The sequence below is a fragment of the Microcoleus sp. PH2017_08_TRC_O_A genome (assembly GCF_020738665.1).
GTDB lineage: Bacteria > Cyanobacteriota > Cyanobacteriia > Cyanobacteriales > Microcoleaceae > Microcoleus.
Map to the genome: position 1 here is coordinate 1 of NZ_JAEQCE010000124.1, position 23335 is coordinate 23335.

General features: G+C 44.1%; 20 protein-coding genes and 1 tRNA gene. 9 read left to right on the forward strand and 12 right to left on the reverse strand.

What is annotated here, in order from left to right; all coding sequences use genetic code 11:
* Positions 1-308: 308 nt before the first annotated feature.
* From ureC to JGK22_RS30205, 7 genes are all read right to left on the reverse strand, one after another.
* Entirely contained in the window at positions 309-2081 is a 1773-nt protein-coding gene (gene ureC / locus JGK22_RS30175; protein WP_293204917.1) for an urease subunit alpha, read from the reverse strand.
* 279 nt (positions 2082-2360) lie between these two features.
* Entirely contained in the window at positions 2361-3491 is a 1131-nt protein-coding gene (locus tag JGK22_RS30180; RefSeq protein WP_293186508.1) for a glycosyltransferase family 61 protein, read from the reverse strand.
* Positions 3492-3960: 469 nt separating this feature from the next.
* Complete coding sequence (locus JGK22_RS30185) at positions 3961-4272, reverse strand: urease subunit beta (protein WP_293186510.1); 312 nt, start codon at positions 4270-4272, stop codon at positions 3961-3963.
* A gap of 36 nt (positions 4273-4308) precedes the next feature.
* Complete coding sequence (gene ureA / locus JGK22_RS30190; protein ID WP_293153142.1) at positions 4309-4611, reverse strand: urease subunit gamma; 303 nt, start codon at positions 4609-4611, stop codon at positions 4309-4311.
* Between the two features lie 316 nt (positions 4612-4927).
* Complete coding sequence (locus tag JGK22_RS30195) at positions 4928-5815, reverse strand: urease accessory protein UreD (protein WP_293204919.1); 888 nt, start codon at positions 5813-5815, stop codon at positions 4928-4930.
* Positions 5816-5881: 66 nt separating this feature from the next.
* Positions 5882-7198: a photosystem II assembly protein gene (locus tag JGK22_RS30200; RefSeq protein WP_293186514.1), complete on the reverse strand. Its 1317-nt coding sequence runs from the start codon at positions 7196-7198 to the stop codon at positions 5882-5884.
* Complete coding sequence (locus tag JGK22_RS30205; RefSeq protein WP_293196995.1) at positions 7191-8114, reverse strand: radical SAM protein; 924 nt, start codon at positions 8112-8114, stop codon at positions 7191-7193. The genes JGK22_RS30200 and JGK22_RS30205 overlap by 8 nt, the downstream gene beginning before the upstream one ends.
* 730 nt (positions 8115-8844) lie before the next feature.
* On the opposite strand from JGK22_RS30205, the gene JGK22_RS30210 reads away from it, so the two are divergent.
* The gene (locus tag JGK22_RS30210) at positions 8845-10620 is read left to right on the forward strand and encodes an ATP-binding protein (protein ID WP_293186518.1); all 1776 of its coding nucleotides are present in this window, start codon (positions 8845-8847) and stop codon (positions 10618-10620) included.
* Positions 10621-11027: 407 nt separating this feature from the next.
* Here JGK22_RS30210 and JGK22_RS30215 read toward each other — a convergent pair.
* Positions 11028-11112, reverse strand: a tRNA-Leu gene (locus JGK22_RS30215).
* Between the two features lie 199 nt (positions 11113-11311).
* Between JGK22_RS30215 and ndhL the strand changes: the two genes are divergently transcribed.
* From ndhL to JGK22_RS30235, 4 genes are all read left to right on the forward strand, one after another.
* On the forward strand, positions 11312-11527 hold the full coding sequence (gene ndhL / locus JGK22_RS30220) for an NAD(P)H-quinone oxidoreductase subunit L (RefSeq protein WP_293153127.1): 216 nt from the start codon (positions 11312-11314) through the stop codon (positions 11525-11527).
* Positions 11528-11833, forward strand: a complete 306-nt coding sequence (locus tag JGK22_RS30225; protein WP_293186520.1) for a DUF3007 family protein — start codon at positions 11528-11530, stop codon at positions 11831-11833.
* Positions 11834-12161: 328 nt separating this feature from the next.
* The gene (gene trpA, locus JGK22_RS30230; RefSeq protein WP_293153118.1) at positions 12162-12959 is read left to right on the forward strand and encodes a tryptophan synthase subunit alpha; all 798 of its coding nucleotides are present in this window, start codon (positions 12162-12164) and stop codon (positions 12957-12959) included.
* A gap of 560 nt (positions 12960-13519) precedes the next feature.
* A complete protein-coding gene (locus JGK22_RS30235; protein ID WP_293314362.1) occupies positions 13520-14224 on the forward strand; it encodes a DUF6658 family protein in 705 nt (234 codons plus the stop codon).
* Between the two features lie 706 nt (positions 14225-14930).
* Here JGK22_RS30235 and JGK22_RS30240 read toward each other — a convergent pair.
* Positions 14931-16562 carry a GTP-binding protein gene (locus JGK22_RS30240; RefSeq protein WP_293196996.1) on the reverse strand — a complete coding sequence of 544 codons (1632 nt, stop codon included), beginning with the start codon at positions 16560-16562 and terminating at the stop codon, positions 14931-14933.
* A 29-nt stretch (positions 16563-16591) separates the two neighbouring features.
* Between JGK22_RS30240 and JGK22_RS30245 the strand changes: the two genes are divergently transcribed.
* On the forward strand, positions 16592-16816 hold the full coding sequence (locus JGK22_RS30245) for a hypothetical protein (protein WP_293204928.1): 225 nt from the start codon (positions 16592-16594) through the stop codon (positions 16814-16816).
* Between the two features lie 388 nt (positions 16817-17204).
* Positions 17205-17732, forward strand: coding sequence for a DUF937 domain-containing protein (locus JGK22_RS30250; protein ID WP_293186526.1), 528 nt, complete (start codon positions 17205-17207; stop codon positions 17730-17732).
* Between the two features lie 108 nt (positions 17733-17840).
* Here the strand turns inward: JGK22_RS30250 and JGK22_RS30255 are convergent, their stop codons facing one another.
* The 3 genes from JGK22_RS30255 to JGK22_RS30265 form a co-directional block, all read right to left on the reverse strand.
* Positions 17841-18251, reverse strand: coding sequence for an Npun_F0494 family protein (locus JGK22_RS30255; protein ID WP_293204930.1), 411 nt, complete (start codon positions 18249-18251; stop codon positions 17841-17843).
* Between the two features lie 143 nt (positions 18252-18394).
* The gene (locus tag JGK22_RS30260; protein WP_293186537.1) at positions 18395-18712 is read right to left on the reverse strand and encodes a DUF433 domain-containing protein; all 318 of its coding nucleotides are present in this window, start codon (positions 18710-18712) and stop codon (positions 18395-18397) included.
* Between the two features lie 132 nt (positions 18713-18844).
* A complete protein-coding gene (locus JGK22_RS30265; RefSeq protein WP_293186539.1) occupies positions 18845-19111 on the reverse strand; it encodes a hypothetical protein in 267 nt (88 codons plus the stop codon).
* 228 nt (positions 19112-19339) lie between these two features.
* Between JGK22_RS30265 and JGK22_RS30270 the strand changes: the two genes are divergently transcribed.
* Both JGK22_RS30270 and JGK22_RS30275 read left to right on the forward strand, forming a co-directional pair.
* Positions 19340-19780 carry a peroxiredoxin gene (locus JGK22_RS30270; RefSeq protein ID WP_293157736.1) on the forward strand — a complete coding sequence of 147 codons (441 nt, stop codon included), beginning with the start codon at positions 19340-19342 and terminating at the stop codon, positions 19778-19780.
* Between the two features lie 656 nt (positions 19781-20436).
* A complete protein-coding gene (locus tag JGK22_RS30275; protein WP_293314364.1) occupies positions 20437-23091 on the forward strand; it encodes a C39 family peptidase in 2655 nt (884 codons plus the stop codon).
* Positions 23092-23335: the final 244 nt, after the last annotated feature.

Genomic DNA, 23335 nt, shown 5'->3' on the forward strand with positions numbered 1-23335 from the left:
ATCGACTGAAAGTCTGTACGATCGCCTGATTATCGGTATGATTGAATCAATGACGTGGCGATCGACTGACTGACTCTTTTAAGATACAAGGGGCGGGTTCACCAACAATTTACGGTAAAAATGAATAATTTCATAAACCCGCCCCCGCCCACCAACAATACAAATGTACCATAATTTATTAGTAAAATGTTCATCTAAATAATCGCGGGGATGGGGCGGGTTTATGAGATTGTTTGTGGATTTCATAGATAGTTGGTGAACCCGCCCTACGGAATTTTGGGATTGTTTTGATGAGGCTGCACAACCAATCAAAACAGAAAATATCTCTGCGCCATTGGCAAAACAGTTGCCGGTTCGCAAGTCAACAATTGTCCATCCGCCCTCACTTCATAGGTTTCTGGATCGACTTCCATGTGCGGCAAATAATCGTTGAGTTTCATATCTCTTTTACTAATCTGCCTTGTCCCGGAAACTGCTACAGTTGGCTTTTGTAAACCGAGCTGTGCTGCAATATCTCGATCGCGCGCCACCTGCGAAACAAACGTCAAACAAGTCGCCCCAATTGCCCCCCCAAAGCTGCCAAACATCGGCCGCATATGCACCGGCTGCGGCGTCGGAATGCTCGCATTAGCGTCCCCCATCTGCCCGTAGGCGATCGCACCACCCTTAATTACCAACTCCGGTTTCACCCCAAAAAACGCCGGCCGCCACAAACACAAATCCGCCAACTTACCCTCTTCCACCGAACCCACATACTGACTAATTCCGTGAGTAATCGCCGGATTAATCGTGTATTTAGCAACGTACCGCTTCGCCCGAAAATTATCATTTCCCCCCTCTATTCCCCCCCCTTGGTAAGGGGGGGTTATCCCTCTTGTTTCCCCCCCTTGGTAAGGGGGGGTTAGGGGGGGTAAATTCCCCCTTTGCACCTTCATCTTATGCGCCGTTTGCCAAGTCCGAATAATCACCTCTCCCACTCTTCCCATGGCCTGCGAATCAGAAGAAATCATACTAAAAGCACCCAAATCGTGCAAAATGTCCTCAGCAGCAATAGTTTCCCTTCTAATTCTCGACTCAGCAAAAGCCACATCCTCAGGAATCCCCCGATCCAAATGGTGGCAAACCATCAACATATCTAAATGTTCTTCCAAAGTATTGACAGTGTAAGGGCGAGTCGGGTTAGTAGACGAAGGCAAAACATTAGCTTGGCCGCACACTTTAATAATATCCGGTGCGTGTCCGCCGCCAGCACCTTCTGTGTGGTAAGTGTGAATTGCCCGATTTTTAAACGCAGCAATTGTAGCTTCCACAAATCCCGCTTCATTCAGAGTGTCTGTGTGAATTGCCACCTGCACGTCGTACTCATCAGCTACATTCAAACAATTGTCGATCGTTGCTGGCGTAGTTCCCCAATCTTCATGAAGCTTCAAACCCATTGCACCCGCCAAAACTTGCTCGACTAATCCTTGAGGTTGACTGCTATTTCCCTTACCTAAAAATCCCAGATTCACCGGAAAAGCATCGGCTGATTGCAGCATTCTGTACATATGCCAAGGCCCCGGAGTGCAAGTTGTAGCGTTTGTACCCGTTGCTGGGCCAGTGCCGCCGCCGATCATGGTAGTGACTCCAGAGGCGATCGCCACTTCGATTTGTTGCGGGCAAATAAAATGAATGTGAGTATCAACTCCCCCCGCCGTCAGAATCATTCCCTCACCAGCAATTACTTCCGTGCCGGGCCCGATAATAATATCTACCCTATCTTGAATGTAAGGATTTCCGGCTTTCCCAATTTTAAAAATCTTGCCATCTTTAATCCCAATATCTGCCTTGACAATCCCCCACCAATCCAATATCAAAGCATTAGTAATTACCGTATCAACAGCACCATCAGCATTAGAAATAGGCGACTGTCCCATGCCATCGCGAATGACTTTACCGCCGCCAAACTTAACTTCATCCCCGTAGGTTGTGAAATCTTGTTCAACCTCTATGAATAACTCAGTATCAGCTAACCGCACGCGATCGCCCGTTGTCGGCCCGAAGGTTTCCGCGTAAGCGCGGCGATCCATTCTGTAACTCATGCTTTCTCCTAATATAAATATTTTTTTAGTTGGCAGTTGAGGCTCGCTTAAATTATACTATGTGCCGAGTTCTTCAATCTGAGTTAGCAAATATAGCGGTTCTCAAGCGTGGTGAGGTATGCCCTAATGCCCTAATGCCCACGGAACCAACGGAGCCCTATGCCCACGGAACCCTATGCCCACGGAGCCCTATGCCCTATGCCCATGAGTACCTCATCTTTTTGAGAAAGGCTATATTTACAACATTTGTGCGATCGCCCCATTTGTCGATTTGTAAATTCATTCCAGCATTTTCTTGATTTCCCTTCTCAAAACCTCCACATCCACCGTCATATCCATGCTAATTAAACTCCAATCTTCCGAATCGTCGCTGTTATCAACCATACGGGAGTATTCTAATCCCAATATCTGGGAAATGTAATAGAAAAACGGCGGCGTGTACCCGCCATAAAAGCATTCCAATACTTTCGTTCCAGGCTGACACCACAACAAATTTGTAAAACCAGCGCCGTGAGGGCCAACAACCACCGCTGCTTCTGCAAACAGGCGAATTTGTTCATCCACAGTGCGCGAAATATCTTCCAAAATTTCAAAACCAAACTCTTTCAACACCTCTCGTACTTGTGCCTCATTTTTAACCTGGCGTTGCCCGCTTCTAGAAAGATACAATTTCCTGTAAGGCTTGACATTTTCCTTGAGACAGAATTTCTTCCGCAAAAGCTCTATATCGTAAGGACTGGGGAAATACCAATCTTGATTGTTTCCTAATACTAAACTTTCTGCATGATATCCTGTATCTCTAGCCCGAGTGTCGATTAGCGAGCTTTTAGGAATACCGAGTTTGGTCAGAAAATCCAACTCAAAAGCTGTATGGCGCAAAGGATAACAAATTTTGGCTTCTTGCCAAATCTCCTTACCTAAAGCCTCCTCAATCCTACAAAGTTTTGCCAGTACAAAAATCACATAATCGTAATAACTGCACCACAAATGCGACCAAGGAGCAACTACCAGCGGATAGGTAATTTGGTGGGATTTATAAGGCCATTCCAGAATACCCGCGCCGCTAATCCGAAAATCTAGGTCTAACAGCAACTTGTGATTTAGCAGCGTGTTTCCAGACGTACAAATAGTTAGAGCCTCTATGTGTTTATTCACGGAAATTTTCCACACATAATCCGGGTCAAAAGACACGGTTGTTTCTGTGGTAAAAAACCGAGAAGGTACTCCATTTACTGAGGTTAATGCAGGTATGTTGACGGGTTCGTGCTGCTGTTTGTAAACGATGCTGTTATCTAATAATTTGATGCTGGTACGCCGATCTAACGGGGTTCTCCAGATACGCCTCGACGTTGCAAGCAAACTCTGCTTCAACATCTGTTTTATCTGGTCAACTAATTTTGGATTCATCATGCGCTTTTGCTGTGTATGTTTGCGGTTTTGAATACCAATATCGATCGCAAACTGCCGATTTTAACTCGCTCAAAAGTCTGAGGTTTCACTAACAAAAGAAAGGCATTTATACACTTATGCAGAGAATTTTTTTTGACATTGCTTTGTCACTCTCCAGCGGTAGTGCTGTTCAACAGTTGACAGTTGGCAGTTGACAGTTGACCGAAGGAGAGCGACCTCTACCTAGAAGGAAGAGAATTGGAGTAATGAATAGTCTGATTTTAATTTCTCCCGATCGGGGAGAGGCTTTCAACCAATTCTTTCTGGTAAGTGATACCATTTTGATTTTAGCTTTTCCATAGGATGACCGAGCGCGATCCTGGTTGGGATTGCGAGGTTAAAGTTGCATTATTTTAACTGGGATGAGTTTTAAGTTAACAAATTCCCAATTCAACATTCAACACTTGCAAACGATTTTCTGCTTTCATACTTAACTTTCCAGATGACCGTTCACTTTTCCATTAAAGCCGTAGACTTGACGGCTACCCACAAACGGTACTAATTGAATTTCTCTTTCATCTCCCGGCTCAAATCTAACTGCTGTACCTGCGGGGATATCCAACCGCATTCCTTTTGCTTGTTCTCGTTCAAATTCTAAGGCTTCGTTTGCTTCGTAAAAGTGATAGTGGGAACCAACTTGAATGGGCCTGTCACCCGTATTTGCAACCAGCAACCGCACTGTTGGGCGATCGGCATTTAGCTCAATTTCACCGTCTGAAACAATCATTTCTCCCGGAATCATATCTGTCTCCTGCGAGTCTGTGGGTTTAAATATTATTTAACGAATCGGATCGTGCACTGTCACCAACTTAGTTCCGTCGGGAAAAGTCGCCTCAACTTGCACTTCATGCACCATTTCCGGTATCCCTTCCATCACATCTTCCCGCGTCAGGAGAGTTGTCCCGTAGCTCATTAAATCTGCGACGGTGAGGCCATCTCTTGCTCCTTCTAAAATCGCGGCGGAAATGTAGGCTAGTGCTTCTGGATAGTTTAATTTTAAACCTCTGTGTTTGCGACGCTCTGCTAGCAGGGCGGCGGTGAAAATCAGCAGTTTGTCTTTTTCTTGGGGGGTGAGTTGCATTTTTATTCTTGTAAGTGCGATCGCATTATTTATTCAAGTTCAACTATCAGCCGTGGCAAATCATCGGTAATTACATCCCATGACTCAAGATAGTGTTAACATCTGGTTTGTGTCAAGGTGATTTATCCTTTTGTTTTTGGACTTTAGCAAAGAACCGAAAACGACTTTTTGCCGATCGCATATTTCTGACTTAAATCGGCTATATTTGTCACGACGAAAGTCAATCGGAAGAAGTAGTCTGTCTGGTACTGGGGGCGGGTATTGCATTTGATGTGTTGCACCGGAAACAGAAAGTAGGTGAAACTAAAAGAGAATGCTATTTTATCCAAACTCTGGGCAAACAGCAAGGGCGTTCTGAAAAAGACAAGCGCAGCAATTCCCAAATAGCGACAAACCAGTCTCTGGCGGCAGCGGTGGACGAACCGCGATATCGGCACAGCAAACCGTTGGGAATGCGAGTAACGCCGGCAGCAGAATTAACGGCTACAGATCCGGAATAAATTGTATCTTCGCACCGCAAAGCTCGCACTTTTTCCAGCATCTGGGCTGTGACTGGTTCGCCGATCCAAGCGAGGGTAGCAACTACGGGTTTTCCTGCTAAGCCGTGAGCGCTTTCGAGCATTTCGCCCCCACCTTTGAGCCATTGTCTGTCAATCCACAGAGGGCTGTTTTTTTGCCAGATTTCGGTGTACGATCGCCATTCTCCAGACAAGAACTTTTCGCCCCTAGCACTGCGTCCGAACCGCGTAATTTCCCACAGCAAAATACTGGCTTGCGGTGCTAATTCTACCCGCAAGTCTTGTCGGTAAACTGCGCCGTCGAAAACGATAGTTTCCTGGGGAAGCCATTCCAAATGAGCGCCAGTATCTAGTTGAATGTCAATATTTTGTTGCGCTGACTGTCCGCTGCTGCGATAAATTTTACCAGCCGCAGCACTGGTGATTAAGGCTTTGGCGTTTTCTTGGAGGTGGAAATTGAGCGAAAGGCGATCGCCCCCGACAACTCCCCCAGCCGTGTGCAAAACTACGCTGTGACAAACCTCTTTCCCTTCAGGATAAAACGGACGCTGTACCTTGAGCGGCGCTTGCATTTGATTGTGAATAATTTGGGTAGCCCCGTCACGGTTTGCGTAGGCTAACTTGAGGCTGCCATGCCAACCATTTTGAAATTTATTTGTAGAGGGGTCAGTCAAATTTTTGAGCATATTTTTTTGCATTAAAATTCAATACCTATCAAATTATATCTGAGTTATTTTACTCATTTGAAAACTTCATTTTTGGGCTAATATTACATAATCATCAATTGAGTAATTCAAGTCATAACGTAAGTTAAAGTGCTTACGAAAAAGTGGACTGATGAATTGCTGGGTATGAAGATTTTCTCTAGCAAATTTTCCAAAATTCGGATGGGATGTCCGGCTGTTTGTTGAATGTAAATATTTATACCAAACCAAGTTTAACCCCACATCATCAAGAAATTGTTTGACCACACTTAGCTCCTGTTCGCAACTTTCAATTTGACGAATATTGTAAGGTTTAAGCAACTTATTTTCTTGAATAATTAGCAAAACATAACCACAATCTGTCAGGCAATCCGTAAATATATCCTTATAAATGCGATGGGATTTTTCTCTTCTATCCTCATCGTTAAAAAAACAGTGAGAAATTACAATAAAATCAAAAAAGTTTTGAGGAATCTTTCTAGATTGACTTTCACCATCAAAGATACTAGAAGTGTCAAACCGAAAGTAAGCATTGATCTCGTGGGGTTCCATATATTGCCGCCAAAATTGGAGTCCGCGATATTGAAAAGCTTTTTGCTGTTCCAAAGAGTAATAGGATATGTGCATTGGCGGTATTAAACAAAAGTCGTTAATAGTTTGCAGGAACAAACCTAGTCCGTAGGCAACTGTCCCCGGCCCTGCGGCAATATCAAGGATATTGACTTTAGTTGGTAATAATCCTGCTTTGTAAATGAGAAACCAAGCTAGATATGCACAATAGACGTTATCTAGGAAATACCTAATTAAATAGATGTGAGGACTTAGCTCAAAACTGTATCGAGGATCTTGTCCTTCTTTGAGTTTTTGTATATCGTCAATAGCTTGTTGAAGTAAAGAATCAAAATTTGTTTTTTGCCGACTCAAATTATTCAGCTCATTTTTGATGAAACCAGCCAAATGTTGTTCAAACTTATCAAATACTTTTTCATAAATCCCTGTGCATTGAATCATGCTGGCATCGCATTCTTTAAGCTTGAAACTTTGTGAAATAACTTCAATAAATTGTGTATCCGGAGTCAATAAGCTTAAGTCATCAATATCTCCGGGAAAGGCATCAATTTTTCCGAACCCCAGTTCCAGTTCTAACTCTGCTAAACGCCGATCGCCTTCTTGGAGGCGGTTATTTTTTTGTTGCAATAATTTTTCAAGCTGTAGCCATTCTTTATATAGTTTCTCCTGCCACGATAATTTTGCCCCTGAATTTTGTATTTCTTTTAACAGTTTTTGGGCAAGTCGATTATTTTGACTCTTAACGGCTTGGTTAAACTTTTGAGAACGCCACCAGTTAGCTAGCAGATTATTCATAGCCAAATCCCTCTTTGCCTTCCATGATTTCAACATCCGGGAGCATCGCCTTGAGTTTATTTTTAAACTTGCGATAACTCTGCTGTTCGCTATTGTACCACCAAGCGTACTTTTGTTTAAGAGCTAATGCTTCTGAGCGCGTTGATGCAATTAGCGATCGCTCGTTGCTGGCATGAAAATCTTGAATCACTACCCGATCGACAACTTCTAGCTTGCTAATAAAATTACCTTCATCTTCGGGTAGGGTAGGTAGTAGTGGGGTCACAGTTATAGAAAATCTGACTTCGCAATTTTCTTGATAAGGAAAGCTGTATTTCAGTTTGGCAATAGCTTTAAGTCTTGCAGGAATACTCGGAGATTTTGGTTCAAAATCTTTCCGCACTTTTTCGCTACCAGTTGGAATGCTCATGTTGATTCGCAATCGCTGGAATTGCTGTAAAATATCGATATCTCTAGTTATCATAGGACTGCGAGTTTGGATAACCAGCGTCGGCTGATAGGGAACCATGACTTCTAACAAATGCCTAGTTAGTTGTTCTTTCGATTCAATTGGCTGATACGGATCTGTGACACTACTCATGTAAATTGTCGGTGGGCGATCGGGGTTTTTCTTGTGCCAACGTTCTAACTCTTTCTTAAGAATTGCCACTGCATTTTGCTTGATAATTACCCAATTTCCCCAATCATCTCGCATCTGTGAATTCGGGCTGAAAGCAGCAGCATAACAATAGCTGCATCCGTACTGACAGCCCCGATAAGGATTTAGCGTGAAATCGTAAGCACTGATAAATCCAGTAGCTTTGTTAAGCACTGATTGTGCATTTTGTGCATACACTTTGGCATTCCCGAAGTTTTCCCTGAGTGCGGAAGTGTGTTTTTTGCCGACGGAATATCCCTCATACTGAGACTTTACCATGATTACACGTGCTCCACGATTAAAAGAGAAAATGTTTAGGGATGAGAAATGCGATGGTGTTTCGATTTTACTATTTTATAGTACCGAACTAAAAAAAAGTTGCCAAAACAGTGGGGAATTACTCAATTTTATAATAAGTTTTTTGAAGAAACAACTAGCTAACTTTATAAACTGTATTTTAAGGTCGATCGCCAATGTAATGCAAGCTTATGGATTTACTGACAGCGACGATATTTTCGCAAAATTGCTGAAATCCCACCTAGAACTGGCAAAAAAAACCGGAAGAACCCGTAGTTAGAGCTTGTATCCTTAACTAAGTAAGTGAAAATACTGTAGCTTTTTTTATGATTTTTGTAAAGTTGCGTATAATCACATAAATTGTTGATACAGATCACAAACACTTTTGTCTAAGAACAGAGATAATTAAGGCGTTATGGGGTAAATCGCGTCGGCTGGCAGCTCAGATAGCAATTGATCTGGCAAATTCAATAGAAAGATTAGTTTGACATTTTGTACTCAACCAACTGTCAGGCTAGAAAACGAAAAAGTTAAAAATCCGAAAAATTATTGTATCTCCCTATCGTTTTTTTAGGGAGTAGAATACGAAGTATTATAATTTTTCAACAAATCTACTGATTAACTGAGAAATACAGGTTTATGCTGTTTCTCGATATTGCAAAAAATTGTGCAGGATGTCAACTACTCCTGATTTGTTTGGGAGGAACTTTCGATGTTATTATTGACCGACACTCAGCCCCAAGATAGCAAAGTAGAGCCAGCAAACTCTGCTCAGAAAAAATTGTTACACCATAGATTTATTAATTTAAACTGGCTAAGGGAACGATTCAACCATTTGCGGATAGGCCAAAAAATCAGCTATGGCTATGCTTTAGCTATCGGCATAGCGATTTTGGGAACGGGTGCGGGCCTGAAAGTGGGAGACTACTTTCGCAAGCAAGCTTTAATTCAGGTAAATGTTGCTCAACAACAACAGCAACTGTTGCAAAATTTGCAAAATAGCATATTTGAAGCCCGATCGCACGCAGCGAGATTCCCGGCAGTTTTGGGAAACACGGTGTGGCTGCAATACGAACACGATCGGTTTGTCCAGCAAATCAATCAGGCGAAAATCCTGATTGCGGAAATACAATTTTTTGCGATCAAAAATCCCGACTGGCTAGCAAGACAAGAGAAAGATTTGCAGTCAATATTGCCAAGGTATGCGATGGTCATCGATTATTACGATCGGCTAACTAAACTGCAATTAAAAGAAGCCGAAGTGTGGCATTTGGAAGCTAACCGCATCGAGTCGGCACAGCTACAATTGTTGAGAAATCGCAGCGGCGAAGAGGCGATCGTACTAGATAAACTTTCCGATCATTTAACCCAATTAATTGCTACTGTAGACATTCAAAAAATGCAAGGGGTAGAAGCATTAGAAGAAGCTGAAAGTTTGCGAAACCGAATTATTCTCGGGAGTATGGTAATTTCAGGACTCCTCGCCGTGTTACTGGCGGACAAAACGAGCCGCGCCATTGCCCAACCCCTCGAAAGCGTGACAAACGTCGCCCAGCAAGTAGCCCGCGAATCTAATTTTAACCTGCAAGTACCAGTCACAACTGAAGACGAAATCGGAGTTTTAGCGGCTTCTTTCAATGAATTGATTCAGCGAGTTAGCGATTATACACAAGAACTAAAAGAAACTCAATCCCAATTAATTCAGACTGAAAAAATGTCGTCTCTCGGTCAAATGGTGGCAGGGATCGCCCACGAAATCAACAATCCGGTTAATTTCATCGGTGGTAACATTGACCATGCTAATAGATACATCCAAGATTTGGCAGACTTGGTAACTCTCTATCAAGCATACTATCCCAACCCACCGGATGAAATTAAAGACTGCATCGAAGACATTGAATTGGACTTTCTCAGCAAAGATTTGCCAAAAACGCTTGCTTCGATGAAAATGGGAGCCGATCGCATTCGCGAAATTGTCGTATCCATGCGGAACTTTTCCCGTTTAGACGACGGTTACATGAAACCTGCGGACATTCACGAAGGAATAGACAGCACCCTGATAATTCTCAATCACCGACTCAAACAAGGTATCGAAGTTATTAAAGAATACGCTAATTTGCCTCCGGTTGAGTGCTATGGAGCGCAACTGAATCAAGTATTTATGAACGTACTCGGCAATGCAATTGATGCGCTGGAGGAGGTAAAAAAGGCAGACAGAGCGTTTTCACCAACGATTTGGATCTGCACGGAAGTTACGGCAGATAATGCTATCACTGTCAAGATTCGGGATAATGGGCCGGGAATTACCGCAGCCACTGCCCAACAGATATTTGACCCGTTTTTTACTACAAAGTCGATCGGCAAAGGCACTGGATTAGGATTGGCTATTTCCTATCAAATCGTTGCCAAGCATCAAGGCAAAATTGAGATGAATTCTCAAATTGGACAGGGGACGGAATTTGCGATTACTTTGCCAATTGCTGAGTAATATAGCAGGCGATCCGGGACGGGCTAGAAGCCCATCCCACAAATCGGGGGGTGCATCTCAATGCAAGCGAATATATCCGTATGGGCTATAGCATGACCGCAGAAAATATGGGATTATAACTAATAACTTATATGCGGTCATGCTTCTTCAGGCTTCAAAAACCAGATCCACCCAAATCCGGGACGGGCTAGAAGCCCATCCCACAAATCTTGCAAGCATTACTATAAGCTAGCGCGCATCTAATTTGAAGAATTCTCTTTCTTACAACTCTTGTGGGGTGGGCTTCTAGCCCGCCCGAAAAGTTAAATCCGCCACATCTTAGGATTTAGAGAAAGATGAGCGGAAATTAGAACTCTTGGTGTTGAGGCCAATCTGAAACTATTAGCTCACAAACCATGAAAATTTAATGGGGGTGGAGGGACTTGAACCCACACGACCGTTTCGGGTCAACGGATTTTAAGTCCGTAGCGTCTACCATTCCGCCACACCCCCTTTCGTGAAGCTGCTGCTGTGGTTTTGACCCACTGACAACAACAGCCTTTTATTCTACACGCAAAACCCTAAATAGCGCAACCCCTAATTGAAAAATTCTCAAAAGTCGCGCTGTATCTCCCCAAGCGGTACAATAGTTAACCAGCTAGCTGAGCGTGTCAACCGACTGACCCTGTTATTATTCCCTTAAAGCAAATCTATGTATATTACCTTGCTGCTTTACGCCGTCTTGGGAGGAGCTTACCTCCTGGTAGTACCCGCGGGCACCTACGCTTACCTGAACAGTCGCTGGTACGTGGCCTCCTCTTTTGAGCGTGGCTTCATGTACTTCTTGATGTTCTTCTTTTTCCCTGGTATGTTTCTCCTCGCTCCTTTTTTGAATTTTCGCCCCAAACGGCGGCAGATAGAAGCCTAAATGCGACGTATTGACGTAATTGGAATCAGTCTAGGCTTTTTTGTAGCGGGTGGGTTGGCCTACTTGGTGCTACAATTCGCCGGACTCGACAGCATGAATGCTGGGATTTGGAGTCAGTTATTTTTGATAGCTGGCTTGATTGGCTGGCTGGTGACTTATTTGTTTCGAGCGCTTACTCAAAAGATGACTTACAGTCAGCAACTGAAAGAGTACAAAGATGCTGTCTTGCAGAAGCAGCTCGATGAACTCACTCCTGAAGAGTTAGCCAAACTTCAAGCCGAAATTGAGCAGGAAAAAGATAGTTAGTCAGTGGTTAGTTGTCAGTTGTCAGTTGTCAGTTGTTAGTGGTTAGTGGTTAGTTGTCAGTTGTTATATCATGTCCGGTCGATCGACCGCGATTTTTGTAGGGGCCCGTGAGCCAACAATACCTGCCAATAATTGATAATCTCAAAAACCCGCCCCGACCGGGATATTATGGTTAATCAATCGGACATGATATTAGTTGTTATTAGCTAATACCAACTGCCAACAACCAACTGCCAAGAATCAACTGCCAAGAATCAACTGCCAAGAATCAACTGCCAAGAATCAACTGCCAAGAATCAACTGCCAACAACCAACTGCCAACTCCCTAATGACTATTTCTCATTGTTTTGAAACGTTGCGAAAAAGCAACCAGTGTGGATTAATTCCTTTTATTACTGCTGGCGATCCAGATTTGGAGACAACGGCTAAAGCGCTACAAGTTTTGGATGATAACGGTGCAGATGCGATCGAGCTTGGCGTACCTTATTCCGATCCCCTAGCTGACGGGCCGGTGATTCAAGCTGCTGCTACGAGGGCGCTACAGCGGGGAACGCGGTTAGATTCGGTACTGGAAATGGTAGCGAGAGTTAGTCCGAATTTGCGATCGCCCATCATTCTCTTCGCATACTACAACCCGATTTTGTACCGAGGTATCGAAACCTTCTTGCAGGAAATCAAAAGTGCTGGAGTTCAGGGATTGCTTGTACCAGACTTGCCCTTAGAAGAAGCTGACAGCCTCATCCAACCTGCCAACAAATTAGGGATTGAACTCACCTTATTAGTTGCTCCCACAAGTCCCAAAAGTCGCATAGAAGCGATCGCTCGCGCGTCTCAAGGATTTATTTACTTAGTCAGCGTGATGGGGGTGACAGGAGTGCGGGAAGGCTTAGATACGCGAGCAAAAGAGTTGCTGCAAGAAATCCGCAGCATCACCGACAAACCCATCGGCGTCGGCTTTGGTATCTCGAAACCCGAACACGCCCGTCAAGTCAAAGAATGGGGTGCAGATGCTGCGATTGTTGGCAGTGCTTTTGTGAAACGCTTGGCCCAAGGAACTCCAGAAGAGGGTTTAGAGGCGATCGGCGAATTCTGCAAGAGTCTAAAAACAGCTATTCAAAATGATTAGTAACTGTGCAGATACTTTCCGCCATTAGACAGATGTGGGCGATCGGCACGTGCGGCGACAATTGCCATTAAAGACCTTGTTGTACTTGAGATCGTACACCCATTTCCTTCTGGTTCCTGACCGGAAGGTTTTTTTTAGCTCCCAAAGCGCAAAACTGTTCAACTACAGTAGTCCTGTCCCGATCGCCGCTATATGTATACATGACTCGCTCTTCGGTGATAGCACTCTTCAACAGTTGACAGTTGACAGTTGACAGTTGACAGTTTGAGAGCGACCTCTACCCTTAAGTCCGAGGATTGGAGTAATGAATAGTCTGATTTTAATTTTTTTACTATCATTTAGCTCTCATTCCTGCTCTCGCGACTATAACTAAAGCTTTTGTTATTGCTTCTAGTATGACTTAAGGAATGTTACTTCAGATAGATGAAAAACTTCTGTTTGTCTTCGTATATTTAAAAAAGTGTTTGAGTGCTTAATGTTTGTAATGGTAGCCACCTACAGAACCACCAGGCATTTAAACATATTCCAAAAAATAAGTCACCATAGAAAGGAGCATTTTTATGAACAGACTAACTGCATTTCTGAAAAAAATTCGAGCTGTACAAATTTTAACAGTGTTTCTCGTCGGCATTTTAGTATTTGTGAGCACTGCCTGCAAGGGATCTGATGTCATAGCCGGAAAAACTGCCGACCAAATTAGAAAAGAAGTGCCTTCAGAGGCTGTAACTTCCGTATACAAAGGCGGCCAGAATCAATACAGCGATGACGATCCCAGAAACCCAATGGTTAAAGGAGTAGAAGCACAAGCTAAGCTTCTTAAAGAGGAAGCCCAGCGCCGCATCGAAACCAAATCTAGTAGCAATGTGCGTGAAAATATCCGGCGGGTAGCAGATGACGCGCCGAACAAACTCGACCAAATTGGCGAGAAGATGAATGACAATGTTCGTACCGCTCAGCAGAAAGCTGATGAGTTTGGTGACAAAACAAAACAAGGCTTTGCTAATCTTAAGGAAAATACTCGCGAAGGCTTGAAGGGAGCAAAAGGGATTGTTAAAGAAGCCACCGAGGGAGCAAAAGAAAGAGCTGCTGAGGGTACTGAGTCGCTGAGATATAATGTCAGCGAAGGCAAAGAAAATGTCAAAGATGCAGCGCGAAATGTAAAATACAACGCTGAAGATGCCTCGGACAAGGTTCGCGCGAAAGTAAATCGAGATATTGACAGAACTCAACGAGCTGCTGAAAGAGCGGTAGACGCGATCGACTAATTTGAAATAAAGCTATTTCCCGATCTCAAAGCAGCAGTCAGACAGAGTTTTTAACCTACCTCTGTCTGACTGCATTTTATTATTCTAGTCTGTTTTAACCCAATACGGTTTACTTAAGATGGTCCGAAGAGAGGCACGTTAGCTTTCGCGATCCGAAGGAAAGCAATCTCCGTATCTATTGTTCATAGGGTTTTACCCCCAGGGTGTTCTTAAGTAAACGGTATTGGGCTTTAAGTTTTAACCCAAGACGCTTGCAAGAATAAGTAGGTAGGCAGGATTAAACCGAACAATGTAACAGTATGTAAACAGGCTTAAGTCAGCCAGTAGAAAGCATTTGGACACTTTACAATCGTTTACATAGTTGTGTTTTAAACCAAGTCGATCAAACCATATGAAAAATAGACACTCTTGTTTGCTTTCCTTCGGATCGCTGCGCTAACGTGCCTCTCTTCGGACAATCTTAACCTCAAGAAAGGCTGGTTTCAGCAGAATGAAACATGAAATAGCCCTGGAACTAATGACTGTTGACTAATAACTAATAACTAATATAGCCTTTCTCAAAAAGATGAGGTATGGCTGACAGCTTACATAACCGCTTAAATCAAGAGGGCTGAAGCCCAACAACGTACCTCGTCTTTGTGAGAACCGCTATAACAACTAACAACTGTCAACTGTCAACTGTCAACTGTCAACTGTCAACTGACAATTACCATTCATCGTTTCGCTTGTTGCTGTGGGTTTCCCAATCGTCGCCTGGGTGCTGATACAAGGGTTCGGGTTCCAATTCTGCTGACATTTCTAATTCTGGTTCCGATTCTTCTTGCTGGTAGATGTTTAGAGGTTCGACAACGCGGGCGATCGCATCTTTGACAAAAGCTTTGACAAATTCGTCTTTCCGATTTAACTGAAACTGCCTTTGCACGACTTCGGCGATGCCGCCGTCACCCCAATCTTGGTCGTGTCGAAAATATTCAATAAAACTTTTCCCGGCAATTCTGGTTAAATAAGCGGCGCTGACTGCTTGAATTGCTTTGCCAAGTACAAATCCGGCTACACTTAACTGCAACGCCCTTGAGACTACTTGAATTACGCCTTCAACTATTCCTAAGCTGGCTAGGGTTTTGGCGAGAGACAGGGCTAGTTCTTTGGCGCGATCGATATTTAATTCGCAGCCGTAAATCTTGGCAATTTCTACTACCATTTGAGCGTTAACTGCTGCTGTCGCTAACAAATCTACAACTGGCAAAGGCGTAACGGCAATTACTCCGGCTCCGATCCACTGAAAGCGCTCTACTACTTTATCAGCAGCGCGCCGTCTTTGAGCGTCAATTAACTTGCGTGCTTGGTCTCCCAAATGCTGAGATTGTAGCAAAATGTTGTCCGCAATTAAGTCTTCGCCTTCGGCTCGCAAAATTGCTGCGATTCGCCGAATTAATGGCATCATATCGGGGTCTGGCTGAAATATTGTCCCGCTTTCTAGTACAACTTTTTGCGGGTTGGCGCTAATTGCAACTACATCCATTGCTGATATTAAACCTTTAACTCGCTGTCGCAGTCGATCGATAATTTCGTCTCTGTCGTTGTCGGGATAAAGGTCTACTTTATTAAAAACCACGATCGACCTTTTGCCAATTTGGGCCAAAGTCCGCAGCGGTTCATACTCAGATTTGCGTAAATCGCCGTCCAACACAAATAAGATCAAATCAGCCCGGGCCGCCAACTGCCGCGCCAATTCCTCTCTGTAAGTCCCCGCTACTCCCGCTTCCAAGATGCCTGGGGTATCAGTAATTGCTAATTCTCGATCGACTCCTTTCAATTTCAGAGTGTAAGTTTCTCCAACTTCGGTAGTTCCCATTGGCGCCCCCACCTGTCCGGCCATCCGCCCCACCAGCGCATTTACAGCCGAGGTTTTGCCCGCAGAACCGGTACCGAAAACAACGATCCGAACATTGCCGCGGGCCATGCTAGCTTCTATTTCGCGGGCTCTCAACAGCAAAGCTTGCCGTGCTACTTCATCTTGAATGCGATCGACTTGCTGCCTGATTGCTTTGAGATTTTCCGAAGCAGCTTCGCTTTTGACAACAGGAATCTTCGGATCTATCGCCCGTTTTCCCTTAACTTTTCCCGGACGTTGCAGCAGCCTAAAATAATAAAACAGCGCAAAAATTAGCGTTGCTAAAAGTACCACGATCAGGAAAATTAGCAAATTAGCCAGCAGCGGAGAAGCAGACCACGCAACTTGACTGTAAAGCCCCGTTAAGGAACTCACCAGCCCAATAATCAACCCCAGGGTGAGGCAGAAAGCGGCAATTAATGTTAGCAGGCGCGGCAAAGGCATGGGGCAGGGGCAAGTAAAAGGGTTATATTTTGATTTTTACATTTTCGCCAGAACTCGGAACTGTTGAAGCGCCCGATCGTAATGTCGCGCTCGTAAATCCCGATTCGCCTTGTCCTTCGGGTTCGATGCAGTGTGGGTTTGAGTGCCAGCGGATGCAACTAAAACATGGCGATCGCGCCCGAGGCTGCAATTGTAGCTTAGCAGACAATTTATTGTTCCACTCACCCGCCCGAACGCCTTTGTCGGTTTACTGATACCTACCTACCTATTTATTCGATCGCGAGTTGAACTATATAGTTTTTTAAACAAATATATCTTAAGTACCTAGAAACACGGTTTATTAACGTCATACCAGTTGCCAAAAAGAATGCAACTGATTTTCCAGTTTTCCAAATCCTTACGGAATCAGTCATTCCCAATTTTTCAATCTAACATCTAAAATCGTAATCGTATAAGTGCATCCTAAAATATCCGATAACGGAAACGATAAACCAAGTTGCTAGTGCAGGATAAGAACGAGCGTCCTAATAAAAAAATAGTATGATGAGTGAAAATACCCAATTCAAAACTATTTTCGGTAATCTTAAAAAACAGGCTTTGCTATAATTCACAGTTGAGCAACCACTGTACGGAGCGAAAATTATGGGACTCTTTGACCAAATTTTGAGTGCGATCGACAATCCCAACCAACAAGCAAGTCCCAATCAGTTGGGCAACATTCTGGGTGCGGTAGAGCAGTTGAGCGGCAACCACGGCGTCGATGCGGGTACGACTCAGCTAGCGATGTCGGTTTTGGGTGGATACGTGCGATCGGCATTGCAAGACGTGCGATCGCAATCTGGAGACGCACAAGCTCAAGAAGTTGTCAACCAATTTAGCGGCACAAATCCCAATGCACAAGCGGTACAGAGTTTGTTCGGAGGTGGCCAACTGACGCAAATAGTGACCGATATCGCCCAAAGAACCGGCTTGAATAACGAAACAGTGCAAGGGATGATCCCTGTTTTACTGCCCTTGGTACTCAATTTGCTGCAAAGCGGCGGCAACGCCCAAAATCCAGCCCAGGGCGCAAATCCCGTTTTGAATGCGTTTTTAGATGGAGATGGAGACGGCGACGTAGATATTACTGACGCCATGTCGATGGCTAGCCGCTTTTTGAATCAGGGCTAATTACCTGAAAATTCGGGGAGAGAAATTGACGTTTGTAGTGAGGACTTCAGTCCTCATTAAAATCTAATTATGCAGGTGCGCGGCGCGCACCTTACCGCCTTAACGCTCTTATGAAAATAGTCCGAACCCTCGGCTAACTGTATTTCCCAGGCGATCGCACAATGAAGCAGTTGGCAAACTATTTCCTTGCTGTTCCCATTTTTCCACGAGTTGGCGGCCCAGGGGCGTGAGGCGAAAACTATCGGTAATCCCTTGTCCATCTACTTCGCGCCGCAACACGCCGACTTGAATCAGCCACAGCAGCGAGTTTTCGGCTGCGAGTTCGGATACGGGCGATCGGGTGTAGCCGCTTTCGACACCTGCATTTGAGGCGATCGCGCTTAGGAAAACGCTGTTATCGCGGATGGTCTGGAAGAAGTGTAATTGAAAAGGAGCGCACCGGATCGCGCGATCGGCTCTTTTGACAGTGCGGCTGGGATAACTAATAGATTTAAACGCTTCGGATGGGATAAAAGTCATTGATTTGGCTCAGAATAGCTAGTATATTTTTGATTGTTACAGATATATTATCAAATTGGACTTGTAAAAAACTACCCATATTCTCACAGGAACTCAACAGATTCGCAACTAGAGTTACATTTTCGTCAAGATGAAATTTAATCTTATTCATGCTGGCGATTTTTTAATTTTTGTTGCAAAAGCGATGGGGTTTGAGCTTTTAATTGGCGCGCAAATTCTGCATCTGCTTCGATCGCAAAGCGAATTTCATCTGGGCGATCGTGATAATAGGCTAAAGCTGCATAGATATCAGATAAAGTAATACTCGGATAATGATACAGAATTTCGTCTGGTGACATTCCCATTTGTTCGTGCCAAACAACAATATCCTGAACTCGGATGCGATGTCCGGCGATCCGAGGTTTTCCCCCACAGATTCCAGGGGTGATTTCGATGTGCTCTTGAATGACGGCGATCGACATGGTAGCGACTTAATATAGGTTGTCTCTTCTATTTTAGGACAGGTTAGACGAGTTTGACTGTAAAAGCCATTTTACTCTAGTCTTTTTCTGCATTGCAAACAAGTATTTATAGTATGCTTCACGGAAATATATTTAGGCATAAACTTTTCTTAGTTCATAAGTATCTGAAGCTTCCGCATCTTCTAAAGTAAGAAACTCGTGCAATTCATTAATAGCAAGAGTATTGAAATAAATATTTGATTCAGCTTCATAAACTTCTGAAAATGACTCGATCGCCTGTTTGAGTTTGTCGATAGACTGTTCGGGAGTATTTCCTTGTCCAACCAATCCATTCTCCAAACACAATGCCACCCAATACTTGGCACTCTTTCGGATAATAACAGTGTAAAAATCTATCATATTTTACTTACTTCATCAAGTTTGATAGCGTCAGTATATTCGGAGTCCACGCCCACAATCTAACACAATATCGCCCGTCAGTCAAGGCACAAAATTACCCATCAAAACTATTCCGAAAGGTAGATTTTACATTTTGGTCGCTCAATTCCGAATCTAAATTTAAGAGATTGACAACAACAGCCCACAATCAACTAAAATATCTTTATCAATCGCAAGGTCAACAAAACTATGACATTACCAGTTGGGTGCGCGGCTCCTCAATTCACCGCCAAAGACACAAACGGCAAAACCGTCTCCCTCTCCGACTTCACGGGTAAAACCGTAATCTTGTATTTCTACCCCAAAGATGACACCCCCGGTTGCACCAGACAAGCTCAAAGCTTCAAAGCAGCCCATGAAGAATACAAGGGCAAAGACATTGTAGTTCTCGGTGTCAGCCGCGACAACGAAGAATCGCACCAAAAGTTCACGGAGAAGTACGGTTTGCCTTTCCAGCTATTAGCAGATGTTGATGGTGCTATTACCAAAGCTTACGATGTTGAGAAAGGTGATTATGCCAAGCGCGTTACCTTTGTCATCGACGGTACTGGCAAAATTATTCAGGTTTATGAAGGGGAAACGATGAAAGTTGACTCTCACGCTCAAGATATTCTTGTCACCATAGTTTAGCCGCCGTCAGTCTAACATTCCTGAACGCACTAAAGGGCTAAAAATCCGGTTTCTTCCGAGATATCTCGTTGCTACACGCAATTTTCTCGTAGAAACCGGATTTTTTTGTAATACCATTTATATCGTGTCCGGTCGATTGACCGAAATAAATAAGGTTCGTAGTGTGGACTTTAGTCCGCAACATACTGCGGACTAAAGTCCACACTACGAACGGTTTTTGTTATGGCAATCGATTTGTTTATAAAAATATTGCGATCGGGTGCGTCGCTGTAAAATTGTCGATATGTAGTTGAATTTTTTCGTAGCGACACACCCTACAACCAAAATCCCTCAATCTAAAATCTGAAATCAGCTAAGTGAGGGGTCAAAGGTATAGGGGGTAATAACCTACTCCCATTAAATTTTTTCTCGCACAAGTTGCGCCACAAATTCTCTCAACCAGCGGTATATTCGCGTCAGGTGCGCGATCGCTAGCTGGACTGTTAGATTTCTGGTAAAAATCTCGCCAACAATAAAAAATTCATGCTTTAAAACGCATTAACCGCCCCTAGATTCAGTCCAGGAGCGATTTTGTCCGGGATCGGATCGTTGTGTTTGATAAAATGAGAAGTTATCCTTGCTGTAGCTGAATAATTAAGTAGGTAGGCGGATACATAATGACAAGCACCAAGACTATTTTGAGTTATTTAGGCCCACAAGAAGTTGAGGCTAATCGAGCCTCTGTCTTAGTTGGCAGTTTTGATAAAAATCAAGTGGCGGCAATCTCAGCAGCAGAAGGCTCAAATTCCCTGAAGGCCGGGATAAATTTATCGACAGGCATTTGGAACATTAGTTTAGAGAAAGGATTCGATAGCGCCGGTACTCGCACGGTGCAGGTGAAGGCAACTGATAAAACAGGCAAAGTTATCGGCGAACAAACAATTAACATCAAAGTTAATCCTGCTTCTAACACACCCGATCGCTCTTTCACGTTAATTACGCTCCAAGACACCCAATTAAAAGCCGGAACAGTGCCTTCTGGCAGTCTTAACTCCCAGCAAAAAGCGGAAATACCCGCAGGTAAAAGTTATCAAATTAGCAGCTACGAGTTAGAAGACGAACACCTGAATGTTGAACTCAATAATCCAATTTCTCCGGTAGGAAAATCCGGCTTTTTTTACGAAAAGCACGCAGTCATCACTAAAGGCTCAAAAATCCTGATCTTCGATCGCGCCGATCTACCTACCCCGCCCCCTGGAATGCAGTTGCTGTGGGTGAACAAAAAAACCTGGTTAAAGCGCAACCCCGCAGATTCGACTATTTTAAGCCCGACTCAGAAAGTGCGATTTGACCAGGGGGAAACTTTCAATATCTTCGGCTACGCTTGCGTGGAAAGTCATTTTCGAGTCACTCTCGATCGCCCAATTCCCAACTTCGGCAATTCGGGATTTATGTACTCGCAACACGTCCAGATTTTGCAAGACGGCAAGGGGATTGCCTGTGACAGAAATGCAGTTACCATGACTGTTGTCAAAACTACTGTGTTGAAAAAACGGCCGGTGGATGCTGTCAAGCTGCAACTGCCAGAAAAAATCACTTTACCGGCGGGAATGATTTACGGAATTTCCGGATTCTCGATCGAACAAGGTCATATTAAAGTCTCGCTGACTGAAAATTTGCCGCCCTTTGGCAATACGGGTTTTGTTTATCCAGATTTCGTGCAATTTGCCAAAGGTGGCAAATCTTTCAATCCGGCCCCAAATTTAACGTATCAAGGCCCGACAGAGGTTTTGGTCAATCAGTCGATCGCACTTTCAGGTACTTTTGACAAGCAAGAAGCAGCAAAAGTTGAGGTAATAGCCGAGGATAAATTTCCGCTAACCGTGACACTCAACCAACAAGCAGGCACTTGGCAAGTGAATTTGGCTAAAGGATTTAGCATACCCGGAGCTCGCTGGCTGAGATTGCGGGCAACTGATAGCAAAGGTAACATTACCGCCAGCCAAATAATTTATATTACCGTAAGTTCAGATCCACTGACTGTCGGAAAAGATTTGAGCTTAAAGATAGTTTCCGACACTTGGTTTAAGGTAGCCCCGGTTGATGGTTCCCGCCTCAACAACCAGCAAAAAGTTCTTGTCAAAGCAGGTCAGACTTTGGCACTTAGCAAGTACGGATTTATTGACGGGCATCTCAAAGTGGTTCTGGATTCGACAATTTCGCCGATCGGCACTTTTGGCTATTTTTACGAACCAGACGTTCAGCTTGCCAAAGGTACAAAAGTCCTGAAATTCGACCTAGCAGACGTACCCAATAGCAACGGGAATGCTCAACTGTTGGTAACTCAAACAACTCTGATTAAAGGTCAACCAAAAGAATCATCGAAACTCCCTGCAAACCAAATTGCTGAACTAACTTTAGGCAGCACCTACGCCATCACTGGTTATGCCTGCATTTTGGGGCATTTCCGAGTAACTTTTGCCGAAGCTATTCCCGGTTTTGGCAATGTGGGATTTATCTATTGGCAATCTGTTCAAATCAAGAAAAATGGCAAAGAAGTTCCCTTTGACCCGGATGCTTTGACAATGACAATGCTGCAACCAACTGTGTTTAAAAAACGCCCTGTAGATGCTGCCAAGCTGACGGCTACCGAGAGAACTACACTGCCTTTAGGTCGAGTTTACGGTGTGGAAAGCTACGGTTTGGAAACCGATCACCTGAAAGTTTCTCTGACTGAAGAGCTGCAAAATTTCGGCAATACAGGTTATGTTTTTCCAAGTTTTGTTCAGTTCAAGCGGGGAGATAAAATTTTCGATCCGGTTCCGAACAATGTGGAATTGAACGTGCCGTATTTTTCACAGCGGGACAATCCGCGTTTTGACTGGTCTACTTGCAATGTAACTGCGATCGCCATGGTGCTGTATTATTACGGCGTTCGTTCTAAGTATGGGGGACAGTTGGAGGATGAGTTGTTGCAGTGGTGTTTCGACTATGCCGGCCAGGGTTCTCAAACCGATCACAACGTGCTTTCGGCGCTGATTAAGGCTTACGGGTTTAAGACGAGTTTTAGTGCGACTCGGAAATGGGCTGACGTGCGATCGGAATTGCTGAATCGGCGGCCGATAGTTTTAGCGGGAGATTTTACGGCGGCGGGTCACATTATCACTTTAATTGGCTACAATTCTGAGGGTTATATCGTGCAAGATCCGTGGGGAGATGCACTCACGGGTTACAGAGATACTGAGGGAAGAAAGTTGATGTATCCGTATGGCTATATCAATCAAGTAGCCGGGCCTGATGGGAATGTTTGGGCGCATTTTATCTCGCGCTAAGCTTTTTAGGAACGGGCCGGAGAGCCCGTTCAATAGGTATGTAGTTGCGCTTGGGCGCTCTTAGCATTTAGGTATGTAGTTGCGCTTCAGCGCTCTTGGCATTTAGGTACGTAGTTGCGCTTCAGCGCTCTTGGCATTGAGGTATGTAGTTGCGCTTCAGCGCTCTTGGCATTGAGGTACGTAGTTGCGCTTCAGCGCTCTTGGCATTGAGGTACGTAGTTGCGCTTCAGCGCTCTTGGCATTG

Bases quoted from the DNA above. Each gene is read 5' to 3' on its own strand.
- ureC (WP_293204917.1), bottom strand. From the start codon at position 2,081: ATGAGTTACAGAATGGATCGCCGCGCTTACGCGGAAACCTTCGGGCCG.
- JGK22_RS30180 (WP_293186508.1), bottom strand. From the start codon at position 3,491: ATGATGAATCCAAAATTAGTTGACCAGATAAAACAGATGTTGAAGCAG.
- JGK22_RS30185 (WP_293186510.1), bottom strand. From the start codon at position 4,272: ATGATTCCGGGAGAAATGATTGTTTCAGACGGTGAAATTGAGCTAAAT.
- ureA (WP_293153142.1), bottom strand. From the start codon at position 4,611: ATGCAACTCACCCCCCAAGAAAAAGACAAACTGCTGATTTTCACCGCC.
- JGK22_RS30195 (WP_293204919.1), bottom strand. From the start codon at position 5,815: ATGCTCAAAAATTTGACTGACCCCTCTACAAATAAATTTCAAAATGGT.
- JGK22_RS30200 (WP_293186514.1), bottom strand. From the start codon at position 7,198: ATGAATAATCTGCTAGCTAACTGGTGGCGTTCTCAAAAGTTTAACCAA.
- JGK22_RS30205 (WP_293196995.1), bottom strand. From the start codon at position 8,114: ATGGTAAAGTCTCAGTATGAGGGATATTCCGTCGGCAAAAAACACACT.
- JGK22_RS30210 (WP_293186518.1), top strand. From the start codon at position 8,845: ATGTTATTATTGACCGACACTCAGCCCCAAGATAGCAAAGTAGAGCCA.
- ndhL (WP_293153127.1), top strand. From the start codon at position 11,312: ATGTATATTACCTTGCTGCTTTACGCCGTCTTGGGAGGAGCTTACCTC.
- JGK22_RS30225 (WP_293186520.1), top strand. From the start codon at position 11,528: ATGCGACGTATTGACGTAATTGGAATCAGTCTAGGCTTTTTTGTAGCG.
- trpA (WP_293153118.1), top strand. From the start codon at position 12,162: ATGACTATTTCTCATTGTTTTGAAACGTTGCGAAAAAGCAACCAGTGT.
- JGK22_RS30235 (WP_293314362.1), top strand. From the start codon at position 13,520: ATGAACAGACTAACTGCATTTCTGAAAAAAATTCGAGCTGTACAAATT.
- JGK22_RS30240 (WP_293196996.1), bottom strand. From the start codon at position 16,562: ATGCCTTTGCCGCGCCTGCTAACATTAATTGCCGCTTTCTGCCTCACC.
- JGK22_RS30250 (WP_293186526.1), top strand. From the start codon at position 17,205: ATGGGACTCTTTGACCAAATTTTGAGTGCGATCGACAATCCCAACCAA.
- JGK22_RS30255 (WP_293204930.1), bottom strand. From the start codon at position 18,251: ATGACTTTTATCCCATCCGAAGCGTTTAAATCTATTAGTTATCCCAGC.
- JGK22_RS30260 (WP_293186537.1), bottom strand. From the start codon at position 18,712: ATGTCGATCGCCGTCATTCAAGAGCACATCGAAATCACCCCTGGAATC.
- JGK22_RS30265 (WP_293186539.1), bottom strand. From the start codon at position 19,111: ATGATAGATTTTTACACTGTTATTATCCGAAAGAGTGCCAAGTATTGG.
- JGK22_RS30270 (WP_293157736.1), top strand. From the start codon at position 19,340: ATGACATTACCAGTTGGGTGCGCGGCTCCTCAATTCACCGCCAAAGAC.
- JGK22_RS30275 (WP_293314364.1), top strand. From the start codon at position 20,437: ATGACAAGCACCAAGACTATTTTGAGTTATTTAGGCCCACAAGAAGTT.